Source organism: Rhodococcus sp. C26F (assembly GCF_053345925.1).
The window spans coordinates 114720-127573 of record NZ_JBKFBA010000011.1 but is presented as its reverse complement, the minus strand read 5'-3'; the positions used below and the strand labels follow the sequence as shown (position 1 = coordinate 127573).

General features: G+C 66.3%; 13 protein-coding genes. All 13 read right to left on the bottom strand.

Annotated elements, in window-relative coordinates; genetic code table 11:
- Window positions 1-25: 25 nt before the first annotated feature.
- Entirely contained in the window at window positions 26-766 is a 741-nt protein-coding gene (locus tag ACLBYD_RS14695) for an SDR family NAD(P)-dependent oxidoreductase (protein WP_447817022.1), read from the bottom strand.
- A gap of 36 nt (window positions 767-802) precedes the next feature.
- Window positions 803-1552 carry an SDR family NAD(P)-dependent oxidoreductase gene (locus tag ACLBYD_RS14690; RefSeq protein ID WP_447817021.1) on the bottom strand — a complete coding sequence of 250 codons (750 nt, stop codon included), beginning with the start codon at window positions 1550-1552 and terminating at the stop codon, window positions 803-805.
- A gap of 46 nt (window positions 1553-1598) precedes the next feature.
- Complete coding sequence (locus ACLBYD_RS14685) at window positions 1599-2108, bottom strand: SRPBCC domain-containing protein (protein WP_447817020.1); 510 nt, start codon at window positions 2106-2108, stop codon at window positions 1599-1601.
- 14 nt (window positions 2109-2122) lie between these two features.
- Window positions 2123-2938: a mycofactocin-coupled SDR family oxidoreductase gene (locus ACLBYD_RS14680; protein ID WP_447817019.1), complete on the bottom strand. Its 816-nt coding sequence runs from the start codon at window positions 2936-2938 to the stop codon at window positions 2123-2125.
- 37 nt (window positions 2939-2975) lie between these two features.
- Window positions 2976-3785 (bottom strand): MaoC/PaaZ C-terminal domain-containing protein, encoded by an 810-nt coding sequence (locus ACLBYD_RS14675; RefSeq protein WP_447817018.1) that lies wholly within the window; start codon window positions 3783-3785, stop codon window positions 2976-2978.
- Window positions 3786-3835: 50 nt separating this feature from the next.
- A complete protein-coding gene (locus ACLBYD_RS14670) occupies window positions 3836-4939 on the bottom strand; it encodes an alkene reductase (RefSeq protein WP_447817017.1) in 1104 nt (367 codons plus the stop codon).
- 212 nt (window positions 4940-5151) lie between these two features.
- Window positions 5152-6195, bottom strand: a complete 1044-nt coding sequence (locus ACLBYD_RS14665) for a 2Fe-2S iron-sulfur cluster-binding protein (RefSeq protein WP_447817016.1) — start codon at window positions 6193-6195, stop codon at window positions 5152-5154.
- A 71-nt stretch (window positions 6196-6266) separates the two neighbouring features.
- The gene (locus ACLBYD_RS14660) at window positions 6267-7916 is read right to left on the bottom strand and encodes a flavin-containing monooxygenase (protein ID WP_447817015.1); all 1650 of its coding nucleotides are present in this window, start codon (window positions 7914-7916) and stop codon (window positions 6267-6269) included.
- A 70-nt stretch (window positions 7917-7986) separates the two neighbouring features.
- A complete protein-coding gene (locus ACLBYD_RS14655; RefSeq protein WP_447817014.1) occupies window positions 7987-8712 on the bottom strand; it encodes an SDR family NAD(P)-dependent oxidoreductase in 726 nt (241 codons plus the stop codon).
- A 28-nt stretch (window positions 8713-8740) separates the two neighbouring features.
- On the bottom strand, window positions 8741-9682 hold the full coding sequence (locus ACLBYD_RS14650) for an alpha/beta hydrolase (RefSeq protein ID WP_447817013.1): 942 nt from the start codon (window positions 9680-9682) through the stop codon (window positions 8741-8743).
- 159 nt (window positions 9683-9841) lie between these two features.
- Window positions 9842-10660: an SDR family NAD(P)-dependent oxidoreductase gene (locus ACLBYD_RS14645; RefSeq protein WP_447817012.1), complete on the bottom strand. Its 819-nt coding sequence runs from the start codon at window positions 10658-10660 to the stop codon at window positions 9842-9844.
- Window positions 10661-10756: 96 nt separating this feature from the next.
- Window positions 10757-12133 carry an MFS transporter gene (locus tag ACLBYD_RS14640; protein ID WP_447817011.1) on the bottom strand — a complete coding sequence of 459 codons (1377 nt, stop codon included), beginning with the start codon at window positions 12131-12133 and terminating at the stop codon, window positions 10757-10759.
- 55 nt (window positions 12134-12188) lie between these two features.
- Entirely contained in the window at window positions 12189-12719 is a 531-nt protein-coding gene (locus ACLBYD_RS14635; protein WP_447817010.1) for a nuclear transport factor 2 family protein, read from the bottom strand.
- Window positions 12720-12854: the final 135 nt, after the last annotated feature.

The window sequence follows — 12854 nt, the reverse complement described above, 5'->3', positions numbered from 1 at the left end:
CTCCGCTGCGACGAGGACCTGCTGATTACTGCGCGGTGTAGCCGCCGTCCACGAGGAATTCCCCACCGGTGATGAACGACGCTTCGTCACTCGCCAGGAACGCGACGAGGCCCGCCACTTCGTCCGAGGTGCCGAGCCTGCCCAGTGGTGTCAGTGCAGCCATCCGCTCTCGGCCCTGGTCTCCGAGCGTCGGGGTGTCGATGAAACCCGGATGCACCGAGTTCACACGGACGCCCTGCCGTGCCCAGGCGACGGCCGTGTTCTTCGACAGCGCCCGCACGGCGCCCTTCGCCGCCGCATATGCCGGGGCGGATCCGAACCCTCCGATGACGCCGAACATCGAACTGACGTTGACGACCGAACCGTAGCCGGACGCCTTCAGCGCGGAGCTCGCCGCACGCTGGCCGAGGAAGACGCTGGTCTGCGTCACCGCGATGACCCGGGCGTAGAGCTCCGTCTCGGTGTCCTCGATCAGGTCCGGATGAGCGATTCCGGCGTTGTTCACCAGGATCCCGAGGCTCCCGAAGGTGTCGACCGTCTCGGCGATCGTCTCCTGCCACTCCGCTTCGGAGGAGACGTCCAGGTGCTGGTAGACGGCTCGACCGCCACCGTCCACGATCGACTGCGCCACAGCGGTGCCGAGGTCGTCCTGGATATCGGCGACGACCACGGCGCCCCCTTCCGAAGCGATGCGTTCTGCGACCGCACGACCGATTCCGCTCGCCGCGCCGGTCACCAGTGCCACCTTGTTCTCGAATCGGCTCATCGACTCGCTTCCTTCGTGCAGAGTTACAGGGAGATGTCAGAGTCCGGCCGCGACGCGGCCCGCGGTGGCCCCACCGTCGACGATCAGATCGTGCCCGGTGACGTAGTTCGCGTCGTCCGAGGCGAGATACAGGATTCCCGTGGCCATCTGAGAAGGATTCGCGGCGTATCCGATGGGCTGGAGTTTGTGGAGGGCGTCGACGATGCCCTCCACGTCCGGAACCATGCCGCTCAGCATGGTTCCGGGTGAGATCGTGTTCACTCGAACACCTTTGGGTGCGAGTTCGAGTGCGCACGCCTTGGACATCGCGACCACGGCCGCCTTCGTGCCGCAGTAGACGGCCATGCCCTCGGTGGGCAGGTAGCCGCCGTTCGAGGCCGTGTTGACGATGACGCCGGATCCCTGCTCTGCCATGACGCGACCTGCCGCTCGCGTGCCGTAGAAGATGCCGCCGAAGTTCACGGCCACCACGCGTTCGAAGTCGTCGTTCGTCGTGTCGAGCAGCGGGCCGCCGGCGTGGACTCCGGCGTTGTTGCACATCACGTCGAGCCGTCCGTACCGGGTGACGGTTTTGCTGACGAGAGCGTCGACCTCGGTCGGGTTGCCGACGTCGGTGCGGATGAAGTCGGCACCGATCTCCTGCGCTGCGGCCTCACCCGCTTCCTGGCTGATGTCCGCCATGACCACCCGAGCGCCTTCGGCGACCATCAGTTCGGCGGTCGCCCGGCCGAGGCCGGAGGAGGCGCCGGTGATGATGACGATCTTGTCCTGCATACGATGTGCCATTTGTCGGCCTTTCGAGTGGTCGTGCCGGGAATGAGAGTGGTGTGCGCTACGCGGTGTGCGTCCGGGCGCCGCGCTGGGCGTAGAGGGCCTCGCTGCGTTCCTTCAGTGCGACGGCGGTGTCGTCGAAGGCACGCTTCACCCACGCACCGCTGTCGGCCATGATCTGGTGTGCTTCCTCGCCGAGGAAGGCGTCGGTGGAGTAGTACCGGCACCTGTTCTCGTCGATCGGTTCGATGACCTGATCGCGTCGCGCGGCCTGCGCGGAAACCTCGGTGGGACGGAGCTCCCACGACAGCAGGCGTTCCGGCACCACGGCACAGACGTATTCGGTGTACGGGAAGGTCTCCGTCGCTCCCGAGTAGTCGGCCAGTGTCATGTTCACCGGCGCGCCGAGCTCCAGTGTCGATTCCGCCGCGATGCAGAAGGGGTTCCAGTTCGGGTAGTTGTCGAGGTCGGTGAGGACCTCCCAGACGACACTCGCGGGCGCGTCGATCTCGACCTCGACGGAGCGAACGGTGGTGGCGGAATCGTATTCGGGGATGGACAGTTCGGTCATCGTTTCTCCGTTGGTCAGCGGATGAGGGTTCCCAGGTCGACCGGAATCTGAGCTCCGGTGATGTGACGGGCTTCGTCGGACAGCAGCCAGGCGACGGTGCCGGCGATGTCGTCCGCGTCGGTCGCCTCGTCCGGCAGGGCGTTCATGAAGATCGGACCGAGGATGGCGGCGTGGTCGGCGATCATCTGCTGCATCTCGACGGGCTGCATGTCGGTGGTCACCCCGGCGGGGTGAACGGTGTTGACGCGGATGCGGTGCTGTCCGAGCTCGTTGGCCAGCGTCTTGCACAAGCCGACGACCCCGTGCTTGCTGGCCGAGTATGCGGCGACGAACGGCAGTCCGCGCAGGCCCGCCACCGAGCTCGTCATGACGATGGCGCCACCACGTCCCTGCTCGAGCAGGATCGGCACGGCCGCCTTGGCGGTGTGGAAGACCCCGGTCAGGTTGATGTCGATGGTCTCCTTCCACTGCTCGAGGGCGTGCTCCCAGGTGGTGGCGGCGGTGCAGACACCGGCATTGGCGACGATGACGTCGAGGCCGCCGAGTTCGGCGACGCCCTCCGAGAGTGCCTGCTGGAGCGCGTCGAAGTCGCGGACGTCGACCTCGCGGGCGACGATGCGCCGGCCGAGCGCTTCGACCTCCTTGACGGTGACGGCCAGATCGTCGGGGGTGGCGCCGGGATATGCGGGGTATTCGAGGGGCTTGCAGATGTCGACGGCGATGATGTCGGCGCCCTCGCTCGCGAGCCGGACTGCTTCGGCGCGGCCCTGGCCGCGGGCGGCTCCGGTGATGAATGCGATCTTGCCGTCGAAGCGGCGTGTGCTCGTCATGATGTTCCGTTCGGAGAGGAAATGGTTGGAGTCCGGGTCACGCGAAGGACGCGTGTCCACCGTTCAAGACGGCACCGCCGTCGGTGGTGACGTCGAAGCGCGCGCCCGTGGCGTCGCCCCAGGCGCGGACCTGCGCGGTGTCGCCCGGGAAGACGGGTGCCGCGAACCGGCCGGACAGGGTCTTCAGGTCGGCCGGGTGGGTGCCGAGCATGTCTGCGAGAGGCAGGGTGGTCGCAGCGAGGGTGCACAGTCCGTGCAGGATCGGACGTGGTTGCCCGATGCGTGCTGCGGCGTCGGGATCGATGTGGATGTGGTGCCGGTCGCCGGTGAGGCGGTAGAGCGCGGCCTGATCGGGATCGGTCGTCAGAGTGCCGACCACGGTCGGGTCCCCCTCGGGTGCGGACGGCGCCGATGGTCCGCGATCGCCACCGAATCCGCCTGCACCGGGGGCGAACAGCGACCAGGTGGCCACGAAGTAGTCGCTCTCGACGACCACCTCGAAGACGGCGGCTCGGCCCTTGTCCCAGACCTCGCCGACCCGCGCCGACATCGAGATCTCGCCGGCTCGGGGTAGGGGAGCGAGCACGTCGAGACTCTGGGAACCGTGGAGAGCGGTCTTCGTGTCGAACGCCCCGAGAGCGCCCAGCGCATCGGGTGCCCACTGTGCCAGGGTCAGGGCGAAGGTCGGCAGGACGCAGAGCCGGTCCTCGAAGACCAGGTCGAGGTCGGTGGCGTGGGCGCCGACCGCCAGCGCGTACAGGACGGCGTCGCGCTCGTCGTAGCCGACCACTCGGGTGCCCAGGTCGAGGCCACGCCACCGGGTGGGGGTCGACGTCGTTTCGGTCATCGATGGAGATCCCTTCTGGTGTTGTCGGCGCGTGTGGTGGCTCTGCCGTGTCACACGCGCGCCGGGGTGAATCGCGGATAGTCGAGGTAGCCCTCGGCGCCCCCGCCGTAGTAGGTGCCCGGGTCCGGTGCCGTCAGCGGCCACCCGTTCTGCAGGCGTGCGACGAGGTCGGGGTTCGCGATGAACGGTTGCCCGAAGGCTGCGAGGTCGATCAGGTCCCGCTCGAACAGTTCGTCGGCGTACTCCTGCGTCATTCCGCCGGCAAGGATGATCGTTCCCCGGAACCGGGCACGGAAGGCCGTGAGGAAGTCGGTGTCGAGAAGCCGACCGCCAGCAGGCCGCTGGTCGATGAGGTGGATGTAGGCGAGGTCGCGGTGCGACAGTTCCGAGGCCAGGTACAGATAGGTCTCTGCGGCCTCGGGATAGGCGGGCATGTCGAACAGTTCGCTGAAGGGGGAGAGCCGGATCCCGACCCGAGCGGAGCCGAGTACCTCGACCACGGCGTCGACCGTCTCGAGCAGGAACCGGGCGCGATCGGTGTAGGAGCCGCCGTACCGGTCGGATCGGGTGTTGGTCGCGGGGTTGAGGAACTGTTCGAACAGGTAGCCGTTGGCGCCGTGCAACTCGACACCGTCGAAGCCGGCGACCTTGGCATTGGTTGCCGCGCTTGCGAAGTCGTCGATCACGCGACCGACTTCCTCGGTGCTCAGCGGGCGGGGATTACCGACGTCGACGAAGCCGACGTTCCCGTCGTCGTCGAACGCGAAGATCTTGCTCTCCGGAGCGGGCACGGCGCCTGCGCTGACGGGTTGTCCGCCTTCCGGTTGGAGGGAGGCGTGCGACAACCGGCCGACGTGCCAGAGCTGGGCGAAGATCCGTCCGCGCTCGCTGTGGACGGCGTCGGTGACCGTGCGCCATCCGGCGACCTGCGCCGGCGACCAGATCCCCGGGACGTACACGTAGCCTTGCGCTTCCGGGGAGATCGGTGTGCCTTCGGTGACGATCAGTCCGGCGGTCGCCCGCTGGCGGTAGTACTCCGCCGTCTCCGCGGTCGGGATGGTGTCGATGCACCGTGCCCGCGTCATGGGCGCCATCACGAGACGATTGTCGAGGACGAGTCCGCCGAGCCGATGGGTGTCGAACAACCGAGTCAACGCTGTCTCTTTTCTGGAGGAGGTCTACGACTCTTGTTCACGGCCGCGGCGCGGAACTCGATCGGGTCGTGGTGCCCGGAGATCGAAACGCGACGGATTGTTTACGAAAAACAATGGAGTGAAACAGATTTCACTTGCACGGGCCGTGATGGAGATCACTGTAGCCTTTGGCTGCGACAGCGTCAACACATCCGGCCCGTCGAGTGAACGGGTCAGAACTCGATCTCGATCGGGCCCGAGTCGGGACGTGCCTGGCATCCGAGGATGTACCCCTCGGCGATATCCGATGGATCGAGGATGTCCGACTTCTCCATCACGACCTTTCCCGAAACCACTGTGCACGCGCACGATCCGCACTCGCCCGATCGGCAGGAGAACGGCACGTCGACCCCGCGGTCGAGCAGCACGTCGACGAGGGTGTTGCCGCTCGGCCAGTCGAACCGATGCGACTCGCCGTCCAGGTGCACGACCGTCTCCACCGCCGAGGCGGGATTGTCGTCGACGAGCGGCGCGGGTGCTTCGAAGGGGTCGCCCGAAAGCGAGACGAACACTTCCTGATGGAAGCGCTCCGCGGGAACATCCGGCGCTCGCACCCCTTCGGCGACGCCGTCCATGAACGGGCCGGGGCCGCAGACGAACACCTCACGTGAGGGGTGCTCCGCCGCCAGTGCCGCAAACCTCTCACGGGAAGGGATGCCGTGCACGTCGTCGAACCAGTAGTGGATCGTCAGACGGTCGTCGAACTTCGCGGCGTAGTCCTCGAGTTCGCGGTGGAAGATCACCGAATCACGGTCGCGGTTGGCATAGAAGAGAACGACCGACCGATCGGACCGGAACAGGGCCGTCTTCAGGATCGAGATGATCGGCGTGATGCCACTCCCTGCCGCGAACAGCAGGAAATCGCTCGTGAAATCCGCCGGTGTGAAGCGGCCCGAGGGCGGTAGGACGGTGAGAGAATTGCCCGGTTCGACGTTGTCGCACAACCAGTTCGAGCCGTATCCGCCGGCGGTGCGTTTGATCGTGACCTTCAACTCGTCGTCGATGCCGGGAGCGCTCGACAGCGAATACGACCTGGCGACATGTCCGGTGCGGTCGCTCGGTATCCGGACGGTCAGGAACTGGCCGGGTCGGTACACGAACAGTTCACGAGAGTTCTCCGGCGTGCTCAGGACGATCGACTTCGAATCGGGGGTCTCTTCGATGACGTCGATGACGGTCAGTTCGTATCCGACACCGACGGTCTGCAAGGTACTCACTCTCGGTCGCCTGCGCTCTCCGTTGACTACGTTGTTCTCGTGAATTCGACTGTGTGATCCGGAATCCGGACTCAGGACAGGGGTACGCGCTGCTTCTTCTCGAACCCCGTGTACCCCTCGTCCGCGGCGCGGGTGCACCAGTCGGAATAGCGTTGGAAACCACCGACGTACATCAGCAGGGCCCGCGGCTTGCCGGGGATGTTCGCACCCGTGTACCAGGAGTCGGTACGGGAGTGCATCGTGCGCGAGGCAGCGGTCTCGACTTCGGCCGCCCACTCACTCTCCTGCGCCGGAGTGGCGCCGAAGCGGGAGATCTCGTTCTCCTCGAGATGATCGATGGTCCGCAGGATCCAGTCGACCTGCCACTCACCCGTGGTGATCATCTGCGCCAGGACGGACGGGCTGCCGGGGCCGTGCACCATGAACAGGTTGGGGAAACCGGCCGTCATCAGACCGAAGACAGTCCTCGGTCCGTCGGCCCAGTGATCGGCGAGTCGTGCTCCGTCGACGCCGGTCACGTTCATCCTCAACATCGAACCGGTCATTGCGTCGAAGCCGGTGGCGAAGATGATCACGTCGAGGTCGTATTCGGACTCGCTGGTGCGAAGGCCCGACTCGGTGACCTCCTCGATGGGATGGGTCCGTACGTCGACCAGGCTCACGTTGTCGCGGTTGAAGGTCTCGTAGTAGCCGGAATCGATGCAGATCCGCTTGCCGCCGATCGGATAGGTCTTCGGGCACAGGAGTTCTGCGGTCTCCGGGTCGTGGACCATGGACCGGATCTTGTTGCGCACGAACTCGGCGAGGATCTCGTTAGCCTTCGGATCGCTGGAGGTATCGGTGAACGTCCGGATGAACTCGAGTCCGTTCCGGGCGTTCCACGCCCGCTCCATGACCTCTTCGCGCTCTTCTTCGGTGTAGTCGAAGATCGAACGCTGCTCGGCGACATTGCTCATGAGCACCGCGCCGTGGGTGCCGAGGATCTGCTTGCGCCGCTCGGGATAGTCGGCCTTCCACTCCTGCTGGTATTCCGCATCCAGTTTCCGGTTGCGCGAGGGAAGGCTGAAGTTCGGGGTCCGCTGGAAGACCGTGAGGTGCTCGGCGACCGCAGCGACCTCGGGGGTGATCTGGATGCCCGTGGAACCGGTACCGATCAGACCGACGCGCTTGCCGGCGAGGTCGACGCCCTCCTTGGGCCACCGCGAGGTGTGGTACGCCTCGCCGCGGAAGCGATCCAGTCCGGGCCAGTCCGGGACGTTCGAGACGTCGAGGCTGCCGGTCGCCGCGATCACGTGCCGGGCGACGAAGCGGTCGCCGGAGGCGGTACCGACATGCCATTCGTCCGCGGACTCGTCGAAGGTCAGTTCGTCGACGCGGGTCTCGAAGCGGATGTCCTCACGCAGGCCGAAGCGATCGGCGACATGGTTCGCGTATGCCTCGAGGTCCGGTTGCGGCGAGAAGTGCTCCGACCACGACCATTCCTGTTGGAGATCGTCGTCGAAGGAGTACGAGTACTGCATGGACTCGATGTCCACGCGGGCGCCGGGGTAGCGGTTCCAGTACCAGGTGCCGCCCACACCGTCGCCTGCCTCCAGGCACACGACCCGACGGCCCTGCTGACGGAGACGGTGAAGCGCATACATTCCGCTGAAGCCCGCGCCGATGACGACGACGTCGAAGCGTTCGGCGGTACGGCCGGCTTCCGGGGTCGAGGTGGACATGTTCCTCCAAGGATCGGATCTGCTTCAGCGGCGCGAGGCGGCCTGCTGAGGAATTCGGGGGTGGAGACTGCTACCCGAGCAGGGAGCCGCCGTCCGCGACGATGTCGGTGCCGTTGACGAAGGACGCGTCGTCCGAGGCGAGGAAGACCACGACGTTGGCGGTTTCCTGCGGGTCGGCCTGGCGCTTGAGGCCGGTCGGGGCTTCGGTGGAACCGATGGTCGGCGACATGTCGGTGCGAAGGTTGCCGGGCAGCACCGCATTCACCCTGATCTTCGCCGGTTCGAGTTCGATCGCTGCGGTTCGCGTCAGTCCGCGCAGTGCCCACTTCGACATGCTGTACGAGCCGTGCCCGGCATAGGAGGTCGTTCCGGCGAGCGACGAGACGTTCACGATCGAACCGCCACCGCGGGCGCGCATCGCGGGGGCGACGGCCTGGATGCCGAGGAACGGTCCGCGCAGGTTGACGGCGAGGACCTTGTCGAGGTCGGCGACGGTCTCGTCCTCGAGCAGTTGCTTGCGGTAGATCGCCGCGTTGTTGACGAGGACGTCGAGGCCGCCGAAGGTCGAGGTCGCCAGGGCGACGGTGGCGGCCCAGTCCTCCGGGGAGGTTACGTCGAGGTGGGTGTGGACGACGGAGTCCCCGAGGTCGTCGGCGACGGTCTTCGCCAGGTCGTCGAGGACGTCACCGATCACGACCGAGCAACCCTCGCGGGCGAGCGTCCGGACGATCCGTTCGCCCTGTCCGCGTGCGCCACCGGTGACGATCGCGACCTTTCCTTCGAAGCGGTGCGGCATGATTCTCCGATTCCGGGATGCTTGTGGTTCAGCTGGTCAGTGCTCGCCGGATGGCGGCGGTGTAGTCGGCGTCGATCCGCTGGGAGATCGCAGCCTGAGGGAACACTCCGGACGATCCGTGGAAGGTTCCGGGGTAGAGATGCAGTTCGGTGGCCACGCCTGCCTGCGTCAACCGCTGGGCGTACTCGATCCCCTCGTCGCGGAGCGGATCGAAGGAGGTGACCGCGATGTACGTCGGGGGCAACCCGCTGAGGTCGGTGGCCCGCGCGGGGGCGGCGTATGCCGAGGTGGCGGTCCGGTCGGCGTCGGCTCCCAGGTAGTGGTGCCAGCTGTTGATTCCGTTCTGCCGGTTCCACAACGGGGAATCGATGTACTCGGTGGCAGAGGTCGTGAGCAGGCGGTCGTCGAGGACGGGGGAGTCCAGCGCCTGGAAGATCACCGCGGGGCCACCGGTGTCGCGGGCCTCGAGCGCGACCGCCGCGGCGAGTCCGGCGCCGGCGCTGATTCCGGCGAGGACGATTCGGGTCGGGTCGATCCCCAGATCGTTGTCGCCGGCGACCCAGGTCAGGGCGTCGAACGCGTCGTCGAACGGTGTGGGGAAGGGGTGCTCGGGAGCGAGTCGATAGTTGACGGAGACCACCACCGCGTCCAGGCTCGCGGCCAGGGCCGACGGAACCCGGACATCGGTTGCGGCGTCGCCGAAGACGAACCCACCGCCGTGGAAGTAGACGACGCACGGGAGTGGTTGCGCGGTGCGCTCTTCCGGTTCGAACACGACGAGGCCGATGTTCGATCCGTCGGTTGCGGGTGCGGTCCGGTGGTGCACTGCGACGCCTGCGGGTACGGCCGTCATCGGGTCTTCGGTCCTCATGGACCGGATGACTGCGCGCGCCTTTTCGGCGTCGGCGACGTCGAGTTCGGGGAGGAATCCCATCATCGGCCGGTATTCGGGATCGACGGCGTAGGACATCGATTCCTCTCCTTGTGCGCTAGGAACGAGTGCTCCGGTCGACCGCGACCGGAACTGTGTGACGTGACCGCGATCACTGCGGTTGAGAGAACTGTAGCCATTGGCTACTTTCTCGTCAACCGTCAATTGTGACGTTTTCCGGAGCAGGTGCGCACCGGCTCAGAAGCCCGACATGTCGTACGGGTATTTGTTGGTGGCTCCTCCGTCCACGATCATCACCTGGCCGGTGATCGTCCGGGCGAGGTCGCTCACGAGGAATGCCAGAGCGCTCGCGACGTCGGCCGGCAGCGTCAACCGCTGGAGCGGAATCTGGGTGCGGGTGTTCTCGAGTGCGGCGGAGTCGAGCAGTGCCGAGATCCGCGGTGTGACGACGAATCCTGGAGCTACGGCATTGACGCGAACACCGTACGGCCCCAGTTCGATCGACGCGGACCTGACCAGTGAGCCGAGCGCTGCCTTGTAGACGCCGTAGGCGGCGTGCACCGGAGAACTGCCGATACCGGAGACCGACGAGACGAACGTGACGGACCCGTCGCCGCGGTCGTGCAGCCGACGACCGAAATGCCGCAGCGCGAGCACCGCGTGACGCAGGACGATGGACTCCTCCCAGCTCCAGTCCTCGTCGCTGATGTCGAGCAGGGGGCCGTAGCGCGCCATGCCGATGACGTCGACGACGCCGTCGAGCTCACCCGCCCGTTCGGCCAATGCGGCCATGTCGGAGTTGTCGGTGGCATCGACCTGCTCCGAGGTGGCCCGGGAGCCGATCTCGGCGCACACCGCGTCGGCGCGATCCCGGTCCACGTCGACGACGATCACCTCGGCACCGAGCTGGGCGAGGGCGTGGGAGACCTGCCGTCCCATTCCCTGCCCACCGCCGAGCACGAGGTAGCGGCGTTGTGAGAGGTCGAATCGACTGCGGTAGTCGATGATCCGGTCGCTGTCGGCGGGACCGTGCGACGGTGCGGAATGCTGGGACATGGGTACTCCGATCGGGAGAACAGGCGGCCTCGGGCCGTGGGGTCATGGGTGTGGCCCCGATGCGTACGGATGCATCGGGGCCACGATCGGTACGTGTCAGACCATCTTCGGAGCCGGTGAAGACTCCTCGACCGGATCCGCATCGACGGATTCGGTGTCGCCCGTGATGAGCGAGGCTTCGGGTGCTGCGCTGCTGTTGCTGTTCGGCATGGTGGCGATCACCACGATGCCCAGAAGTGCTGCAGCGCCGACGACGCCGGAGGCGGCGTAGGGATTGCCCGTGATCGCGGTGAACTTCCCTGCAAGATAGGGGCCGAGGCCTCCACCGATCGCCGAGCCGAGACCGAATCCGATGGCAGCGCCCGTGTAGCGGACCGCGGCGGGGAATGCCGACGTGAGCGTCGCGTAGACGGGGACGGCGGATGCTCCGGCCAGGCCGACGAGAAGCATGTGCCCGCCGGCGGTGACGATCAGGTTTCCGCCGGTGGCCTTCATGAAGTACATGATCGGGAACATCGAGACCAGGATGATGCCCAGGCCGATGACCATGGTGTTCCGGCGGCCGGCCCTGTCGATCAGGAAGCCGGCACCGAAGCCGATGACCACGGCGAAGGTCGATCCGGCGGTGGCGATCCAGGCGGTGACGCCGGGGGCCATATCGACCTGCTGCTGCAGGAACAACGGCATGTACGCCGGAACCACATACCCGATCGCGAGGACCGAGGTGCTGAGTGCGATCACCCGGAGCAGGGTCGCGGGGTACCGCGTGACGACCGAACGCACGGGGGAGGACTGGACCTTGTGCGCACCGGCGAGTTCCTGGAAATCGGGCGATTCCTCCAGTCGCTTGCGCAGATACAGCACGTACAGCATCAACGGCAGCGACATCAGGAGCGGAATCCGCCAGCCCCAGTTCGCCATCGTCTCCTCGGACGTCAGGGTGGTGGTGAGTGCGACGGCCAGGGGAGCGAGGGCGCCACCGAATGCGAATCCCACCGGGGTCATCGCGCTCAGGATGCCGTAGTTCTTGGCGGAGGCGTGCTCGGAGACGAACGTGGCCGAGCCCATCTGCTCGCCGCCGGCGAAGAAGCCCTGCAGCATGCGAGTGAGTACAAGCAGGACCGGGGCCAGGATCCCGACGGTGGCGTGTGTCGGCAACAGGCCCATGAGGATGGTTGCCCCGCCCATTCCGGAGATCGTGACGATCAGCGCGAAGCGGCGACCGTATCGGTCACCGATCCGGCCGAAGACGACGCCACCGATGGGGCGCGCGAGGAACCCGGTGCCGAGAACTGCGAGCGAGCTCAGGATTCCGGCCGTCGGGTTGTCGCTGGGAAAGAACAGAGGCGACAGGTAGGCGATGAGGAAGGTGAAGACCATGAAGTCGTAGGCCTCGACGGCAGTTCCGAAGAAGCCTGCGAGCGACGCCCTACGAGCCAGGCCCGGTGACGGCGCGATCTCGGGTGAATTCATATCGATCCTGTTCGGTTGTGTCCGGTGTGCTCACCGGGGAAGGTTCGGTTCCGATTCACACTCGACGTGTCCCGGTCTCGTCCAGGCCGCTACCGGGCACGTAGCCGAGCAGCGTCCGGGCCTCCGACACGAACGGAGTGGTGACGCGGTCGGAGATCTGCCAGGCGGCAGCCGATCCGGACCGCACGTATTCGACGTCGTAGTAACCCACGAGCCGCTGCGACGCTGATCCCGGAGCGTCGAACGAGCCGAACCATTCCATGTGGATTCGGCTCGTGGCGCGATCGCCGTCGATGGTGATCTGCGGGAGGTGCATCAGATGGATACCGGTGAACGGAGCGTCCTCGCAGAATGCGCGGAGGGATTGCCGGCCCTGGACGAACGTCCCCTTCGACAGTTCCGGACCCACATCGCGTGACCGGTAGATCCCGTCCGGCGTGAACAGTGACGACCAGGTCGCTCCGTCTCGATCGTCGAAGGAACGCGCGTAGAGGCCCTCCAGCTCCAGGATCGCCAGGCGATCCTCCATCGCCCGGATCCTGTACTCGCTGTCCGTGGCGCTTCCGTGCAACGTGGTGGGTGGCACTTCTTCCTCCTGAACTGGGACAACATCGGCAAAATTCGACATTGCGCACGAAACGACCCACGACGAAGGTCGAGATGCGTCGCAGTCGGCGGAAACGGTTGTCGACACGACATTCGGCGGTCCTCGCAGCGTTCG

Excerpts from the sequence above, each read along its gene's own strand:
- ACLBYD_RS14695 (WP_447817022.1), bottom strand. The coding sequence starts at position 766 with ATGAGCCGATTCGAGAACAAGGTGGCACTGGTGACCGGCGCGGCGAGC.
- ACLBYD_RS14690 (WP_447817021.1), bottom strand. The coding sequence starts at position 1,552 with ATGGCACATCGTATGCAGGACAAGATCGTCATCATCACCGGCGCCTCC.
- ACLBYD_RS14685 (WP_447817020.1), bottom strand. The coding sequence starts at position 2,108 with ATGACCGAACTGTCCATCCCCGAATACGATTCCGCCACCACCGTTCGC.
- ACLBYD_RS14680 (WP_447817019.1), bottom strand. The coding sequence starts at position 2,938 with ATGACGAGCACACGCCGCTTCGACGGCAAGATCGCATTCATCACCGGA.
- ACLBYD_RS14675 (WP_447817018.1), bottom strand. The coding sequence starts at position 3,785 with ATGACCGAAACGACGTCGACCCCCACCCGGTGGCGTGGCCTCGACCTG.
- ACLBYD_RS14660 (WP_447817015.1), bottom strand. The coding sequence starts at position 7,916 with ATGTCCACCTCGACCCCGGAAGCCGGCCGTACCGCCGAACGCTTCGAC.
- ACLBYD_RS14655 (WP_447817014.1), bottom strand. The coding sequence starts at position 8,712 with ATGCCGCACCGCTTCGAAGGAAAGGTCGCGATCGTCACCGGTGGCGCA.
- ACLBYD_RS14650 (WP_447817013.1), bottom strand. The coding sequence starts at position 9,682 with ATGTCCTACGCCGTCGATCCCGAATACCGGCCGATGATGGGATTCCTC.
- ACLBYD_RS14645 (WP_447817012.1), bottom strand. The coding sequence starts at position 10,660 with ATGTCCCAGCATTCCGCACCGTCGCACGGTCCCGCCGACAGCGACCGG.
- ACLBYD_RS14640 (WP_447817011.1), bottom strand. The coding sequence starts at position 12,133 with ATGAATTCACCCGAGATCGCGCCGTCACCGGGCCTGGCTCGTAGGGCG.